This window comes from Oxobacter pfennigii (genome assembly GCF_001317355.1).
Taxonomy (GTDB): domain Bacteria; phylum Bacillota; class Clostridia; order Clostridiales; family Oxobacteraceae; genus Oxobacter; species Oxobacter pfennigii.
The window spans coordinates 311,455-326,351 of sequence record NZ_LKET01000032.1 but is presented as its reverse complement, the minus strand read 5'-3'; the positions used below and the strand labels follow the sequence as shown (position 1 = coordinate 326,351).

Annotated in this window: 15 protein-coding genes, 1 tRNA gene and 1 riboswitch; of the genes, 14 read left to right on the top strand and 2 right to left on the bottom strand. The window is 39.1% G+C overall.

Going from position 1 to position 14,897, the window contains the following annotated elements; genetic code table 11:
- Position 1 precedes the first annotated feature (1 nt).
- The 8 genes from OXPF_RS11740 to OXPF_RS11705 all read left to right on the top strand — a co-directional run bounded on the left by OXPF_RS11740 (position 2) and on the right by OXPF_RS11705 (position 8,953).
- Positions 2-991, top strand: coding sequence for a V-type ATP synthase subunit C (locus tag OXPF_RS11740; RefSeq protein WP_054875394.1), 990 nt, complete (start codon positions 2-4; stop codon positions 989-991).
- Complete coding sequence (locus tag OXPF_RS11735; protein ID WP_054875393.1) at positions 984-1,307, top strand: V-type ATP synthase subunit F; 324 nt, start codon at positions 984-986, stop codon at positions 1,305-1,307. The genes OXPF_RS11740 and OXPF_RS11735 overlap by 8 nt, the downstream gene beginning before the upstream one ends.
- The gene (locus OXPF_RS11730) at positions 1,258-3,078 is read left to right on the top strand and encodes a V-type ATP synthase subunit A (RefSeq protein ID WP_083479881.1); all 1,821 of its coding nucleotides are present in this window, start codon (positions 1,258-1,260) and stop codon (positions 3,076-3,078) included. The genes OXPF_RS11735 and OXPF_RS11730 overlap by 50 nt, the downstream gene beginning before the upstream one ends.
- Before the next feature lies 1 nt (position 3,079).
- A complete protein-coding gene (locus OXPF_RS11725) occupies positions 3,080-4,462 on the top strand; it encodes a V-type ATP synthase subunit B (protein WP_054875392.1) in 1,383 nt (460 codons plus the stop codon).
- A 2-nt stretch (positions 4,463-4,464) separates the two neighbouring features.
- On the top strand, positions 4,465-5,100 hold the full coding sequence (locus OXPF_RS11720; protein WP_054875391.1) for a V-type ATP synthase subunit D: 636 nt from the start codon (positions 4,465-4,467) through the stop codon (positions 5,098-5,100).
- A 317-nt stretch (positions 5,101-5,417) separates the two neighbouring features.
- Positions 5,418-5,909, top strand: coding sequence for a hypothetical protein (locus tag OXPF_RS11715; RefSeq protein ID WP_054875390.1), 492 nt, complete (start codon positions 5,418-5,420; stop codon positions 5,907-5,909).
- A gap of 192 nt (positions 5,910-6,101) precedes the next feature.
- Positions 6,102-8,027 (top strand): aconitate hydratase, encoded by a 1,926-nt coding sequence (locus OXPF_RS11710; protein WP_054875389.1) that lies wholly within the window; start codon positions 6,102-6,104, stop codon positions 8,025-8,027.
- A gap of 239 nt (positions 8,028-8,266) precedes the next feature.
- The gene (locus tag OXPF_RS11705) at positions 8,267-8,953 is read left to right on the top strand and encodes a GntR family transcriptional regulator (protein WP_054875388.1); all 687 of its coding nucleotides are present in this window, start codon (positions 8,267-8,269) and stop codon (positions 8,951-8,953) included.
- Here OXPF_RS11705 and OXPF_RS11700 read toward each other — a convergent pair.
- Both OXPF_RS11700 and OXPF_RS11695 read right to left on the bottom strand, forming a co-directional pair.
- Positions 8,950-10,377, bottom strand: coding sequence for a sensor histidine kinase (locus OXPF_RS11700; RefSeq protein WP_054875387.1), 1,428 nt, complete (start codon positions 10,375-10,377; stop codon positions 8,950-8,952). The genes OXPF_RS11705 and OXPF_RS11700 overlap by 4 nt on opposite strands.
- Complete coding sequence (locus OXPF_RS11695; protein WP_054875386.1) at positions 10,374-11,087, bottom strand: response regulator transcription factor; 714 nt, start codon at positions 11,085-11,087, stop codon at positions 10,374-10,376. The genes OXPF_RS11700 and OXPF_RS11695 overlap by 4 nt, the downstream gene beginning before the upstream one ends.
- A 102-nt stretch (positions 11,088-11,189) precedes the next feature.
- Between OXPF_RS11695 and OXPF_RS11690 the strand changes: the two genes are divergently transcribed.
- The 6 genes from OXPF_RS11690 (at position 11,190) to glpX (ending at position 14,896) form a co-directional block, all read left to right on the top strand.
- Positions 11,190-11,588 carry a hypothetical protein gene (locus tag OXPF_RS11690; protein WP_054875385.1) on the top strand — a complete coding sequence of 133 codons (399 nt, stop codon included), beginning with the start codon at positions 11,190-11,192 and terminating at the stop codon, positions 11,586-11,588.
- 77 nt (positions 11,589-11,665) lie between these two features.
- Positions 11,666-11,757, top strand: a riboswitch (THF riboswitch).
- 72 nt (positions 11,758-11,829) lie between these two features.
- Positions 11,830-12,351, top strand: a complete 522-nt coding sequence (locus OXPF_RS11685) for a folate family ECF transporter S component (protein WP_054875384.1) — start codon at positions 11,830-11,832, stop codon at positions 12,349-12,351.
- A 3-nt stretch (positions 12,352-12,354) separates the two neighbouring features.
- Positions 12,355-12,915, top strand: coding sequence for a flavodoxin family protein (locus OXPF_RS11680; RefSeq protein WP_054875383.1), 561 nt, complete (start codon positions 12,355-12,357; stop codon positions 12,913-12,915).
- 100 nt (positions 12,916-13,015) lie between these two features.
- Positions 13,016-13,091: transfer RNA gene (locus OXPF_RS11675), tRNA-Glu, on the top strand.
- A gap of 247 nt (positions 13,092-13,338) precedes the next feature.
- The gene (locus OXPF_RS11670) at positions 13,339-13,707 is read left to right on the top strand and encodes a phage holin family protein (protein ID WP_054875382.1); all 369 of its coding nucleotides are present in this window, start codon (positions 13,339-13,341) and stop codon (positions 13,705-13,707) included.
- 205 nt (positions 13,708-13,912) lie between these two features.
- Positions 13,913-14,896, top strand: coding sequence for a class II fructose-bisphosphatase (glpX, locus tag OXPF_RS11665; RefSeq protein WP_054875381.1), 984 nt, complete (start codon positions 13,913-13,915; stop codon positions 14,894-14,896).
- Position 14,897 lies beyond the last annotated feature (1 nt).

Here is a 14,897-nt window from a genome sequence, read left to right as displayed (position 1 = left end):
AATGGATAATACAATTTTTGCCCAGAGCGTTGCCCGGTTAAGGTTCCTGGAAACTAAGATGCTGGACAAATCAAAACTTGAAGCCCTTGTAGATGCAAAAAGTTTTGAAGACTGTATCAGGATGCTTCAGGACTCTGTTTATAGTGAATATATAACATTGTCTTCTTATGAGGAAGGACTCAAAAGGTCTATTGAAGATTTGTACAAAGAAATGTATAAGACTTCTCCTGTTAAAGAAGTGATAGATATCTTAGCTATACGGTATGACGGACATAACATAAAATGCCTGACAAAAAGTAAAATAAGCGGTACTGATACTTCTTCAATCGTAATTGATGCCGGAACAATACCTGTAGATGCCTTAAAGTATATGATAAAAGAAGAAAACTACAAAGATATGCCGGACACATTAAGGCAAAGTATACAAAAAGCTTTGGAAGATTATGCAGCCAATCAAGATCCTCAGGAAATTGATATTACGATTGACAAAGGAATGTATCAATATATGCTGCAAGTGGCAAAGGATAAAAGACAGGATTATCTCTTAGATTTAGTAAAGCTCTTTATTGATTTGATAAATATAAAGGCATTTATCAGAGTTAAAGTGCAGGATAAAGAACGAGAGCTTTTCCAAAAAATATTCATTCCTGGAGGCCAAGTTGACAAAGATGTGTTTGTGAATAATCTCAATGCTTCGCTGGATAATTTTGCAAACAAAATTGCCCATACAAAGCATTTTACGTGGGTAAAGGCAGGAATAGAAGACTATTTTAAGGATGGGAATCTTGGGAGTATTGAAAAATATGGTGACAATTATTTGATTGATTATTTGTGGAAAGCTAAATTAATTATGTTTGGTCCGGAGCCTCTGGCAGCATTTATAATTGCAAGAGAAAATGAAATAAGGGCGCTTAGGATTATATTGACAGGAAAAAAGAATGAAGTCCGCCCGGATGTTATCAGGGAAAGGCTGCGTGATATTTATGTATAAAATAGGTGTTGTCGGAGAGAGGGATTCTATAATAGCTTTTCTTGCCCTAGGGTTAGATGTAAAGGCTGTGGAAAATAAAGATGATGCTGAAAAAACAGTAGATACTATGGCCCGGAAAGGATATGGACTGATATTTATCACAGAAACTGTTGCAAAAGATATATCAGAAACTATAGAGCGTTATAAAAAACAGATGCTTCCTGCTATTATTCTTATACCGGGGACTCAGGGAAGTCTTGGTATTGGCCTTGCCAGTGTAAAGGATAATGTGGAGAAAGCTGTCGGAGTTGATATTCTATCAAAGAAAGAAGGTTGATAGCTTGGGTAGTGGTAAGATTTTAAAAATATCCGGACCTCTTGTCATAGCTGAGGGTATGAGCGATGCTAAGATGTTTGACGTTGTCAGGGTTGGCGAGAAAAAGCTCATCGGCGAAATAATAGAAATGAGAGGCGACAAGGCTTCCATTCAGGTATATGAAGAAACTTCAGGATTAAAGCCTGAACAGCCTGTTGAAACAACGGGAGAGCCACTAAGCGTTGAATTGGGTCCCGGACTTATAGAAACAATGTTTGACGGTATACAAAGGCCTTTGGAGGCCGTTGCTAAAGAAGCAGGGGACTTTATAACAAGAGGTATAAACGTACCTTCACTGGACAGAACTAAAAAGTGGAATTTCAAGCCTGTTGTAAAATTGGGAGATAAAGTTGTCGGCGGAGATGTAATCGGTGTAGTGCAGGAAACCACTATAGTTGAACACAGAATTTTAATTCCGCCTTATGTTGAAGGAGAAATTACCGATATTAAAGCAGGGGAATTTACTGTAGATTATCCTGTTTGCAGCGTAAAGACAAAGGGAGGCTCCATACAGGAAGTCATGATGATGCAGAAATGGCCGGTAAGAAAGGGAAGACCTTATAAGAATAAGATAACACCTGAGGAACCCATGATCACAGGCCAGAGGATAATCGATACATTCTTTCCCGTTGCCAAAGGCGGAACAGCTTGCGTTCCCGGACCTTTCGGAAGCGGAAAGACGGTAGTCCAGCATCAGTTTGCAAAATGGGCAGATGCGGAGATAGTTGTATATGTTGGCTGCGGAGAGCGCGGAAACGAAATGACAGACGTTTTGATGGAGTTCCCGGAGCTTAAGGACCCAAAATCCGGAGAGCCATTGATGAAAAGAACGGTGCTCATTGCCAATACTTCCAATATGCCTGTTGCAGCCCGTGAGGCATCAATATACACAGGTATAACAATTGCGGAATACTATAGGGATATGGGATACTCCGTAGCCATGATGGCAGACTCTACATCAAGATGGGCGGAAGCCTTGCGTGAAATGTCTGGACGTCTTGAAGAAATGCCGGGCGAAGAAGGATATCCTGCATATCTTACATCAAGATTGGCAGAATTCTATGAACGTGCCGGCAAGGTTGTTTGCTTAGGCGGACAGGAAAGGATAGGAGCACTTAGTGCAATAGGTGCCGTATCACCCCCCGGAGGAGATATTTCCGAGCCTGTTACCCAGGCTACCTTAAAAATAGTTAAGGTTTTCTGGGGACTGGATGCGGACCTTGCATACAGAAGGCACTTCCCGGCAATAAACTGGCTGCAGAGCTACTCGCTATATATGGATACGATAAGACCTTACATTGAAAAGAACATGAAAGTACCCGGATGGCCTAATCTTGTAAGCGATGCAATGAGAATACTGCAGGAAGAAGATGAACTTCAGGAAATCGTCAGGCTGGTAGGTTTGGATGCATTGTCCGAAGGTGACAGATGGACCTTGGATATAGCCCGTACAGTAAGAGAAGACTACCTGCACCAGAATGCATTCCATGAAGTAGATACATATACCTCAATGCAGAAGCAGTATAAAATGCTGAAGCTTATTATGGATTATTATACCCTGGGAAAAGAAGCCCTTGATAAGGGAGCTTATCTTAGTAAATTAGAATCTCTTCCTGTAAAAGACAGGATATCCAGGGTAAAATATATTTCAGAAGATAAGATCAATGAAATAGACGACGTATATGAAGAGCTTAGGGTACAGATGGATTCTCTAATGGGGGAAGGTGCTTAGGATGCTTAAGGAATACAGAACGGTAAGAGAAGTTGCAGGTCCTTTGATGCTTGTCGATCAGGTTGAAGGCGCTGCATATGACGAGCTTGTTGAAATAGAAACTCAAACAGGTGAAATTAGAAGAGGAAGAGTCCTTGAAATAAATGGTGATAAAGCCTTGATACAGCTCTTCGAGAGCTCATCCGGCATAAATTTAAGGGACAGTAAGGTAAGATTTTTAGGAAGGTCATTGGAGCTTGGCGTATCAATAGATATGCTGGGGAGAGTATTTGACGGACTTGGAAGGCCAAAGGATGACGGCCCTAAGATATTGCCCGAGAAAAGGGTTGATATATCCGGTGAACCTATAAATCCTGTCGCCAGAGACTATCCTTCAGAGTTTATACAAACAGGTATATCGGCAATTGACGGATTGAATACACTTGTTAGAGGACAAAAGCTTCCTATATTTTCAGGTTCAGGTTTGCCCCATTCAAGGCTGGCAGCACAGATTGCACGTCAGGCAAAAGTTTTGGCTGCCGACAGCAAATTCGCCGTTGTATTTGCCGCCATGGGTATAACCTTTGAAGAAGCAGACTTCTTCATAAGCGATTTCAAAAAGACTGGAGCTATTGACAGGGCCGTTCTATTTATGAATCTTGCAAACGACCCGGCAATTGAAAGAATTGCAACTCCAAGAATGGCACTGACATGCGCCGAATACCTAGCCTATGAAAAGGATATGCATGTACTTGTTATATTAACGGATATGACAAACTACGCAGAAGCCTTGAGGGAAGTATCAGCAGCACGTAAGGAGGTTCCTGGAAGAAGAGGATATCCCGGATACCTCTATACTGACCTTTCAACTTTATATGAAAGGGCAGGAAGGATTAAGGGAAGAGAAGGTTCAATAACTCAGATTCCAATACTTACAATGCCGGAAGATGACAAGACTCATCCCATTCCTGACCTTACAGGGTATATTACCGAGGGTCAGATAATATTAAGCAGGGAACTATACAGAAAAGGTCTGATGCCTCCTATAGACGTTCTTCCTTCGCTTTCAAGGCTTAAAGATAAAGGTATAGGAAAGAATAAAACAAGGGAAGACCATGCTGACACCATGAACCAGCTTTTTGCAGCTTATGCACAGGGAAAACAGGCTAAAGAGCTGGCGGTAATATTAGGTGAAGGTGCATTATCGGATATTGATAAGCTGTATGCTAAATTTGCCGATGAGTTTGAGAGGAAGTATGTCTCCCAGGGAGAATATACTGACAGGACCATCGAAGAGACCTTGACCCTTGGCTGGCAGCTTTTGTCAATAATTCCAAGAGGAGAATTGAAGAGGATCAGAGACGAATACATTGATAAATACCTTCCCAAAAAAGGGGATGAATAGGCATGCGTTTGAATGTAAACCCTACCAGGATGGAGAATACCCGCCTAAAGAAAAGGCTTAAGGTTGCAGCAAGAGGGCATAAGCTTTTAAAGGATAAACAGGATGAGCTGATGAAAAAATTCATAGAGCTTATTAAGAGAAATAATGAGCTTAGATTAAGCGTTGAAAAAGAACTGTCCGAATCTTTGAAAGAATTTATGATGGCAAAAGCCGTCATGTCTACAGAAATGCTGGAAGCTGCCATACTTATACCTACTGAGAGGGTAAGCCTTGATGTATCTCAAAGAAACATAATGAGCGTAAACGTTCCCGTTATGAAATTTGTAAGAGATGCAAAACAAGGTGCCAGTATTTATCCCTACGGTTTTGCTCAGAGCAGCGGCGAGCTGGACAGAGCGATAAAAAAGCTATATGATATTTTACCTCATCTCCTTGAACTTGCAGAGGTGGAAAAGACCTGCCAGCTTATGGCAGACGAAATCGAAAAGACCAGGAGAAGGGTTAACGCATTGGAATATGTAATGATTCCTCAATTGGAGGAAACTATAAAATATATCACCATGAAGCTTGAAGAGAATGAAAGAGGAAATCTCACAAGGCTCATGAAGATAAAGAGCATGATGGAAAAAGCGGAATAAAATACGCCGGCATACAGCCGGCGTATTTTATTCCAGGGGACGATTCTGGGGCTGTGTCATTAGTCTCTTCAGTGGGTTAAAGTGAGAACAAAAGGACCTCGTTTCCTAATCTATGTAGAGCGAGGTGCTTAATTTTATATTTATTTTTATATGTTTTGTGGAGAACGTTTTTATAAATTTGATTTATGAAACAGCCTCACAACCCCAAAAATTACTATGTACATATTATATATATTGGTATATAATAAACATTAAGCATTTTTTATGAATTTATATGACAAGACAACTGCATTTACACATTGATGGGAGGAAATAATATGAAACTTAAAGAACTAGTGACAGGCGCATTACTTACGGCATTAGCAATCATCATTCCAATTCAGTTCGGATTCTTAAAAATAGTCATACCACCTTTTTCAGCTACTTTAGCATCACACGTACCAATGTTCATAGCCATGACAATAAGTCCTGCCGTTGCCGTACTTGTTGGTATCGGTTCCACCTTGGGATTTTTAATGACAGCACCTCCATATATAGCTGCAAGAGCGGCATCACATATAGTAGTTGGATTTATCGGTGCAGTGCTCATAAGAAGAAGAATGCCCTATGTAAAAGCATTTGCTCTCACACTTCCCATACATGCAATATTGGAAGCACTGGTTGTAATTCCATTTGGATGGACAGCTTATCAAGTTTTAGTGGTAACGGGTGTGGGAACAGCACTTCACCATATTGCCGATGCGGCTATTTCAATGTCACTTGTTTATGTATTAGCCCCATACTTGAAATTAAATACAGCTAAAAGGTAACAGTAGAATTTCTACTGTTCTTTTTTTATACACAATTTACTTTCCATATGTTGTGAGAAGCGGCTTTTAAGAAGGTTAACGCGTAAAATTTATTGACGTAAAAAATCAATAAATGTATAATTGTATACAATGATACATAGACCATTGTTTTTTATACGCAAGTATTTCATATGATATAAAGGAGTGGCTTAAATGATTATGAACTTAACTCAAAAAATATTGAAGGAACATCTGCTCTCCGGTAATATGACTGCCGGTGAGGAAATTGAGATATCTATAGATTCCACCCTTACTCAGGATTCTACAGGTACCATGGTATATCTGCAATTGGAAGCTATGAACATAGACCGGATTAAAACCAAATTATCTGTGGCTTACGTGGATCATAATATGCTCCAAACGGGATTTGAAAATGCAGATGATCATTTATATATAAAAACAGTCGCTAACAAATACGGTATCGTTTATTCAAAGCCGGGCAACGGCATATGCCATCAGGTTCAGCTTGAAAGATTTTCAAAGCCGGGCTGGACTTTGGTAGGCTCAGACAGCCATACTCCAACTTCCGGAGGCATAGGATGTCTTGCAATAGGTGCCGGCGGATTGGATGTGGCTGTGGCAATAGGCAGCGGAAGATATTTCGTTAAGATGCCTAAAATATTCAACATCGTGCTTAAAGGCAAATTAAAACCTCCTGCTGCTGCTAAAGATATTATACTATATATTCTAGGCAAATTGACGGTAAAAGGCGGCGTGGGCAGAATTTTTGAATATTCCGGTGAAGGTGTCAAATACTTATCAGTACCTGAAAGAGCCACAATTGCAAACATGGGAGCCGAGCTTGGAGCAACAACTTCCATATTTCCTTCAGATGAGAGAACGCTGGAATTCTTGAAAAACCAGGGAAGGGAAAATGATTACAGAGGGCTGTCAGCGGATGAAGGTGCAGTATATGATGAAGAGCTTGTAATAGATTTATCTGAAATTGAACCATTATCTGCAGCGCCTCACAGCCCAGATAATATAAAAACCATCAGGGAGCTTGCGGGCCAAAAGATAACCCAGGTTGCCATAGGCAGCTGCACAAATTCCTCCTACAGGGATCTTGTAATAGTATCCAGGATACTCAAGGGAAAAACAGTACATCCCGATGTCAGCCTTGTCATTTCTCCGGGTTCGAAGCAGGTATTGACAAGACTTTCAAAGAGCGGTGCCTTAAATGATATAATAGCAAGCGGCGCAAGAATATTGGAATGTGGCTGCGGTCCCTGCATAGGTATGGGGCAGGCCCCTGAAACAAATGGGATATCCTTAAGAACATTCAACAGGAATTTTGAAGGAAGAAGCGGTACAAAATCGGCACAAGTATATCTTGTAAGTCCTGAAACGGCTGCCGTATCTGCCATATACGGTGTGATAAAAGAACCTTCAATTCTTCATAAGGATATCTTTGATGAAGTTCATGAAGATGATTACTATGATGATAATATGGTTATAAAATCCCAGGGAGATATGGATGCAAAAGTCATAAAGGGTCCAAATATAAAGGAGTTTCCCGTGAACAAGCCCTTAGAAGACAGTATTTTTAAGAAGACTGTTTTAAAAGTGGGAGACAATATAACAACGGATCATATAATGCCTTCAAACGCAAAGCTTTTGCCTTACAGGTCCAACATACCTTATTTGTCGGAGTTTTGCTTCTCGTCGGTAGACAGTGATTTCCACAGGAACTGCAAAAACAACGAGGGCGGATTCATTGTGGGAGGAGATAATTACGGACAGGGTTCCAGTCGTGAGCATGCAGCTCTGGTGCCTTTATATTTAGGGATACGCGCTGTAATTGCCAAGTCCTTTGCAAGAATTCACAAGTCTAACCTTATAAACAGCGGCATACTTCCTTTGGTATTTGCTGATGCTAAAGACTATGATGATATAGAGATGTTTGATGAAATAGGACTTAATAACTTACAGTCCAGATTCAAATCCGGTGAGCCAATTAAAGCATTAAATAAGAGGACAGGACAGGAGATGGAGCTTCTTTTGCAGGTTACCGACAGGGAAAGGGATATATTATTAGCCGGAGGATATATAAACTATATCATGAATTTTACTATGTAAAATTCATGTCGCAATAAATCCTGCAAGGATTTATTATATAATGAAATTTCAATAGTAAATTTCATGTCAAATGATTTCAAATGGCTATACTATTTGAAATCATTACATCATGAGCACATAAGAATTCTAATTTATGAAAGACAGGTTTTTACGCACTTCAGATAAGTTAAGATTTGACAGTAAATGAATTTATAATATAAAATATTAACATACAGGGAAAAACATGGGGGTATATCCGCATGGGTGATAGTTTATTTAAGAATGATGGAACTGAAAAATATTCCCTTAGGGGGAAAATATTCAGTATACTCAGACAACAGATTCTTGACGGAAAGTACCAGTCCGGTGACAGTCTTGTAGAGACAAAACTAGCTGAGGAGTTGGGCGTGAGCAGGACTCCTATAAGGGAAGCCATCAGGCAGCTGGAGCTGGAAGGCCTTGTGGATAGCGTACCTAATAAAGGTGTTATAGTTAAGGGAATCACTGAGAAAGATATTGAAGATATATATACCATAAGAAAAGTTTTAGAAGGCCTGGCAGCAAAATGGGCCGTGGAAAAATTTACTGAAGAAGAATTAACAGAGCTTAAAGATATATTTGATTTAATGGAGTTTTATACTAGGAAAAACGACATTGAACAGGTAGCAAAACTTAATACCAGATTTCATGAAGTTATCTTTAAAGCCACAAAGAGCAGTGTTTTGCAAAATATCTTGACGGATTTTCAATATTATGTGCAATGGGTGAGGTATGAATCCTTAAGGACTCCGGGAAGGCCCCAGGAAGCCTTAGAAGAACATAAACAAATTATTGATGCCTTTATAAACAGGGATGCAGAAAATGCCGAAAGGCTTGTAACCCAGCACATAATAAATTCCAGCAGAAATTTGATGAACATAATGAAATTAAAAAAAATAAACCCCTAGGGTTTATTTTTTTCTGGTATTGAAAAGTAAAATGTGCTTCCGTTTAAGCCGTCGGATTCTACCCATATTTTGCCTGCGTGTTCTTCGATTATTTTTTTGGCTATGGCAAGGCCAAGGCCGGTTCCCCCCATCTTTGAGGTTCGGGATTTTTCGCTCCTGTAAAACCTTTCAAATATATGCTCTTTTTCATTTTCGCTTATGCCGCAGCCGTCGTCTTTAATGGACACTATAAGGCTGTTGTCCTTTCTGAAAGCATTAAATACAATGGAGGTTTTAGTATATCTCAGTGCATTTTGTATTATGTTGTTTATTACTTCATCAATTCTTAATTTATCCACATAAACATAAAGGCATTGAAATTCAATGGAAGTGTTGAATATTATACCTTCTTTTTCAATATCATACCTTAGATTTTCTATTATTTCCTTCAGCATACCACGGCTTTCTGTAACCTTCATATTCATTCTTATATTATTTAAATCCAGACGGGAATATTCAAAGAGGTCATCTAACAGCTTGTTCATGCTCTCCGTTTTGCTGTAAATAACCTCGAGATATTTGCTGACTTTATCGGGATCTGTTATTATGCCGTCCTTCAGAGCTTCCACATAACCTTTTATGGAAGTTAAAGGGGTCCTTAAGTCGTGAGATATACTTGCTACCAGTTCCTTTCTGGAATATTCGTATTCTGTCTGTTTTATCAGAGATTCTTTTAACTTATTTCTCATGGTTTCAAAGGCCTGGCACAATATGCCTATTTCATCGCTTTTCTTATATTTTATTTTAAAATCAAGATTTCCGTTTGCTATCTGCTCGGTGGCATATGAAAGCTCATTTAAAGGTGATATTATACCTCTTGATATGAGTCCTGAAAAGAATACTATAAAAAGAATGATACTTCCTATGCCAAACCATAAGACCGGGTAAGTGATTTCCTTCGCATATTCTATCATCCAGACGGTATTTTGTTCAAATAATACAAAACCTTTGACCGAATCTTCATATACCATGGGTTTAATTATCCTAAGATAAAAGTCACTGTCCCATTCCATTGTTGAAAATATGTCATTTGTATGATATGTAAGCTGATTTAAATCCAAGGATTTTCCTATCCGGTCCGAAGCCTTTGAATTATAAAGTATCTTACCTTTTAAATCAATAATTTCAATACTCTCTATTATGGAGCTTAAAGATGAGAGCTCTTGTCTTATTTGGCGGTCAAACAAATCATAATTATTTATGCTCTCATAATGGGCTGATATTTTATCTGTTAGCTCTGTAGTGTATTCATTTATATCGGTACTGTCAAATTTTGCATCTTTTGTTTTATATGAAAGATACATTGAAAAAAGGGAAAAGGTCAATATAAAGGGCAGAATTATGGTAGATAAAAAAGTTACCAAAAGCTTAGTCCTTATCTTCATTTTCTGTCTCCTTCAAATTTATATCCAACACCCCATACCGTGACAATTAATTTCGGATTGGAGGGGTTTTCTTCAATCTTCTCCCTTAACCGCCTTATATGGACGGTAACTGTATTGATGTCTCCGAAGTCATCAAAACCCCATATGTTGTTGAATAACTGCTCTTTTGTAAATACCTGCCCTGCATTTGTGGCTAAAAAGCTCAAAAGCTCGAATTCCTTGGCAGGAAGAAGCAGCTGTTCTCCGTTCAAAAGAACATTATAGCCTTTTAAATCTATTTTAAGCCTTCCAAAATCCATAATATGATCCTGCCTGGAATCGGTATTCATCATGGACCGCCTTAACTGGGCTTTTATCCTTGCGATGAGCTCACTGGGGCTGAAGGGTTTGGTTACATAATCATCTGCTCCTAATCCCAATCCTAAAACCTTATCCACATCTTCACGACGGGCGCTTAATATTATAATGGGTATGGAGGACTGTTTCCTTATTTTTTTACATAATTCAAAACCATCTATACCGGGAAGCATTAAATCCAGTATGATAAGGTCAGGGTTTGAACTGTTGAAAATTTCCAATCCTTCATTTCCGTTATATGCTCTGTAAACTTTATAATTGTTGATTTCCAGATAATCTGATATTAAATCGGAGATTTCCTGCTCATCTTCTATTACGAGAATTTTTTCATTGGCCAAATGTCCCACCTCCATGTATTAATTCAATTTTAACATAATTATGGTACAATATTAAGTATATCAGACATGGCTAATGTGTATACTTATGAGATGAATAAGATATGAGGTGGTATTAAAATGGATAAAAATAAAATTTTGGAAACATTGAGACAATCCCAGGTGGTAGAGGACATTGAAGAGATTAAATATAAACCGGACTTTCTGGTAGCAAGATTCTTTTATGTATTCGACAGTGATGAAACGGAGGCAGCCCAGGATTACGCTAATTCAATGAGCGATCAGGACGAAAATGAGGATGCATGGTATGAAGAGCATTACATACCCTATCTTATCGATATTGCGGTAGATGAGGTGAGGGATGTAATAGAGGATATGGTGGATGACACAGGATTAAATGCTGAATATGTAAGCTATGAACCCGACAGGGAAGACGACCGGTGCGAATTTTTAGCGGTATTTGCCGACGGAGATAAAGAATTCGATATAGATGAGGTATTGGATAACTTAGAAATATAAAAAAAGGCGTAAATTGGTAAAATATATTTTTAAAAACTATTTATTTTTTATCAAAAAGCGTATAAAATATAATTACTGGCAGAGTAGGTATTGTGCGTCAAGTGTTAGAGGATGGGAAGTCGTCTCTAAACGAAAGGTTGACCTGCGATACAATACCGCGTCCGCTGTTACATTAAATGGAATCCTCGTTTCTTTTTAGTGTGGCTTCTGGTGCCAGACTAAGAAGAAAGGAGGTGTTTTTATGAAATTGGATGCTAGAAAGATAGTATACATTGGTTTATTTGTAGCCATCAGCATTGTTCTTAAAAATGTGCTCTCTTTTTATCCCGTTCCTACTATAAGAATAAGCTTTGGTGATATACCAATCATGCTGTCCGGTATGATGTTCGGACCGGTTTTGGGGGCAATTGCAGGTGCTTTGTCGGATGTCCTGGGAATAGTCATGTTCCCGGCGCCTACAGGAGCAACATTCTTCCCCGGCTTTACATTGAGCAAAATACTTGTAGGAGCAATTCCAGCGCTTATATACAGGTATTCAAAGGGTAATTCCATAGTCAGGATAGCTGTTGCAGTTGTAGTAACTGAAATAGTATGTTCCTTATTACTGGACACTCTCTGGCTGTCAATGATGTATAGCACAGGAATGCTTGCATTGCTGCCGGGAAGGGTTTTAACCAGGGTGATAATGATGATAATAGAAGTTCCTATATTATATGTGCTTCTTGAACGTGTTGTAAGAACAAGTTCCGTTAGGGGGGCTTAATAAATGAAAAATGTAATTGTTATCTACGGAGGCCCCAGGCGCAGTTTTAACACAGAACTGCTTTTAGACAAATTCCTGGAGGGTTTTGTAAAAGACGAGGTAGCTGTTGAGAAAGTCATACTCAAGGAATTGAATATAATTCCCTGCACATCCTGTTATGGCTGCAGCAAAGACGGCAGGTGCATTATCAGAGACGATATGACTGAAATTTATTCCAAATTAAAAGCTGCTGATATAATCGTTCTGGCTTCACCAATTTATTTTGGGAACGTTACGGCAATAACCAAATCTTTGATAGACAGATGCCAGGCTTTTTGGTCTTGTAAATATATTGCCAAAAAGCACGAGCAGGTTGTTAAAAAGACAGGTGTGTTCGTAGCTACGGCTGGCTCTAAGGATAAGGATGCATTTACATGTTCAGAGTACACGGTAAAACTGTTTTTCGATGCATGCGATGCCAATTTTTCACACACATTGTACGCAGGGGAGACTGACAGTTTACCCGTTCATAAAAACAGTGAAGTTTTAGAAAAAGCATTTAAATTAGGCAGGAGTATTGCTTAAACTTAAGCAGTATTCCTGCTTTTTTATAAAACATACTGCATTTAAAAATATATTGACATGTCTTGCGGTTGTGTTATAATTTATATGTTTCATGATAAATGGCCCTATGGTCTAGCGGTCTAGGACGTCGCCCTCTCACGGCGGAAACTGGGGTTCGAGTCCCCATAGGGTCACCATTGAAAACGCAGTCATTGTTTCGATGACTGCGTTTTTTCAATTCTATTTGCAGTGCAATGCAGAGCTTTTTACCGGCAATCAAAGGGTGATGTGCGATAATATTGAGGTTGACCTAATAAGAAGCTGTGACTGATGACTGAACAGACAGAACGGTAAATTTTAACTTACCAACTTTATTTTTACAATATCTGCTCACCTTGGAATAATTTAATTTCCATCGGGAATGATAATGATGGAGGTGAAAATATGGCAGATAATAATACAGCAAACAGCCAAAGGAAAACCGGATGGGGAGGCCTTATAATAAGGTTTGTCATAGCCGCGGTAGTATTGATGATAACTGCATTCTTTACTCCCGGATATACCATCACAAATTTCTGGACTGCATTGTTGCAGGCGCTGGCTATTGTAGGTCTGGACTATATTATACAGATGATGACAGGTATGAATGCATCACCCTGGGGAAGAGGTTTATCCGGATTTTTGATTACTGCAGCCATAATATATTTGACTCAGTATATAATACCGGGTGTTACTGTTTCCATGATAGGTGCAGTCATTGCGGCTCTTATTATAGGAATAATAGAAGCTATATTACCTATCAACGTAATTTGAAAAACGGGGCGAAGAAATTTCCCCCGTTTTTTGTTACCTATATTTCAAAATCCACAATGTATAGCACTTTGTTATTTGCCCCATATATGCTATACTATACAATGTAAAAAGCATAATATAAAAGCAATTATGACTTTTATTTATTATATGTAATTAAAAAAGGTTTAAATAAAATTGATTATTGTATATTGGTGGGGGTATAAAGATGTTATACACGGATTTATCTATGGGTATAGTAAGGGTTACCGAACTGGCAGCTCTATCCTGTGCAAAATACATGGGAAGAGGGGATAAAGACTTAGCTTTCAGGGCGGCTGTTGAAGGATTGCGCTCTGCAATGATAAAGCTTCCCATAAAAGGAACTGTCGTTGTAACAGAAAGCAGTGCAGATGGGGATTATATACTTAATAAAGGGGATAAGCTGGGTGTATGGAAGGACGATATGCCTGAATACGATATAGCCGTGGACCCATTGGATGGTGCTGTTCTTATAGCAAAAGGGCTTCCCAATGCCATGTCTGTAATTGCCGTAGGTCCTAAAGGGTCTTTGTTTAAGGCTCCCGATGTTTATATGCAAAAAATAGTGGCGGGACCTGAGGCTCGGGGCGTAATAGATATAAACAAAAGCATTGATGAAAATATAAAAAATGTCGCTAAAGCTCTGGATAAGGACATAAGCGAACTTACTGTAATTATTCAGGATAGGCCAAGGCATGAAAAATTGATAAGGGATGCCCGGGCAGCCGGAGCAAGAGTCAAGCTCTTTGGTGAAGGTGATGTTGCAGCAGCACTTGCAGCCTTGTTTGATGATACCGGAGTTGACTTGTTTGTAGGCACCGGAGGAGCATCAGAAGGAGTTATAGCAGCCGCGGCAGTCAAATGTCTCGGAGGCCATATGCAGGCAAAGTTTTTGCCCAAGGATGATAAAGAAAAGGATGAATTATCAAAGCTTGGCATAGATAACGTTGATTCTGTCCTCACTGTGGATGACCTCGTAAAGACCCAAGATGTATTTTTTGCAGCTACTGGAATTACCGACTGTGATTTGTTAAAGGGTGTAGTTTATCATGAAAATGAGATGGCAACCACAAATTCAGTTGTGCTAAGGTCAAAGACAGGAAGTATAAGGTTTGTTGAAGCCCGCCATGCCATTAAAAAAAGTACGGTAAATGTTTTTGTGAAAAGATAGA

What these genes read in the sequence shown, in the direction of transcription:
- OXPF_RS11690 (WP_054875385.1), top strand. Translation starts at nt 11,190, where the DNA reads ATGGATAAAAATAAAATTTTGGAAACATTGAGACAATCCCAGGTGGTA.
- OXPF_RS11735 (WP_054875393.1), top strand. Translation starts at nt 984, where the DNA reads ATGTATAAAATAGGTGTTGTCGGAGAGAGGGATTCTATAATAGCTTTT.
- OXPF_RS11695 (WP_054875386.1), bottom strand. Translation starts at nt 11,087, where the DNA reads ATGGAGGTGGGACATTTGGCCAATGAAAAAATTCTCGTAATAGAAGAT.
- OXPF_RS11700 (WP_054875387.1), bottom strand. Translation starts at nt 10,377, where the DNA reads ATGAAGATAAGGACTAAGCTTTTGGTAACTTTTTTATCTACCATAATT.
- OXPF_RS11740 (WP_054875394.1), top strand. Translation starts at nt 2, where the DNA reads ATGGATAATACAATTTTTGCCCAGAGCGTTGCCCGGTTAAGGTTCCTG.
- OXPF_RS11730 (WP_083479881.1), top strand. Translation starts at nt 1,258, where the DNA reads ATGTGGAGAAAGCTGTCGGAGTTGATATTCTATCAAAGAAAGAAGGTT.
- OXPF_RS11715 (WP_054875390.1), top strand. Translation starts at nt 5,418, where the DNA reads ATGAAACTTAAAGAACTAGTGACAGGCGCATTACTTACGGCATTAGCA.
- OXPF_RS11670 (WP_054875382.1), top strand. Translation starts at nt 13,339, where the DNA reads ATGGCAGATAATAATACAGCAAACAGCCAAAGGAAAACCGGATGGGGA.
- OXPF_RS11710 (WP_054875389.1), top strand. Translation starts at nt 6,102, where the DNA reads ATGATTATGAACTTAACTCAAAAAATATTGAAGGAACATCTGCTCTCC.
- glpX (WP_054875381.1), top strand. Translation starts at nt 13,913, where the DNA reads ATGTTATACACGGATTTATCTATGGGTATAGTAAGGGTTACCGAACTG.
- OXPF_RS11720 (WP_054875391.1), top strand. Translation starts at nt 4,465, where the DNA reads ATGCGTTTGAATGTAAACCCTACCAGGATGGAGAATACCCGCCTAAAG.
- OXPF_RS11680 (WP_054875383.1), top strand. Translation starts at nt 12,355, where the DNA reads ATGAAAAATGTAATTGTTATCTACGGAGGCCCCAGGCGCAGTTTTAAC.
- OXPF_RS11685 (WP_054875384.1), top strand. Translation starts at nt 11,830, where the DNA reads ATGAAATTGGATGCTAGAAAGATAGTATACATTGGTTTATTTGTAGCC.
- OXPF_RS11725 (WP_054875392.1), top strand. Translation starts at nt 3,080, where the DNA reads ATGCTTAAGGAATACAGAACGGTAAGAGAAGTTGCAGGTCCTTTGATG.
- OXPF_RS11705 (WP_054875388.1), top strand. Translation starts at nt 8,267, where the DNA reads ATGGGTGATAGTTTATTTAAGAATGATGGAACTGAAAAATATTCCCTT.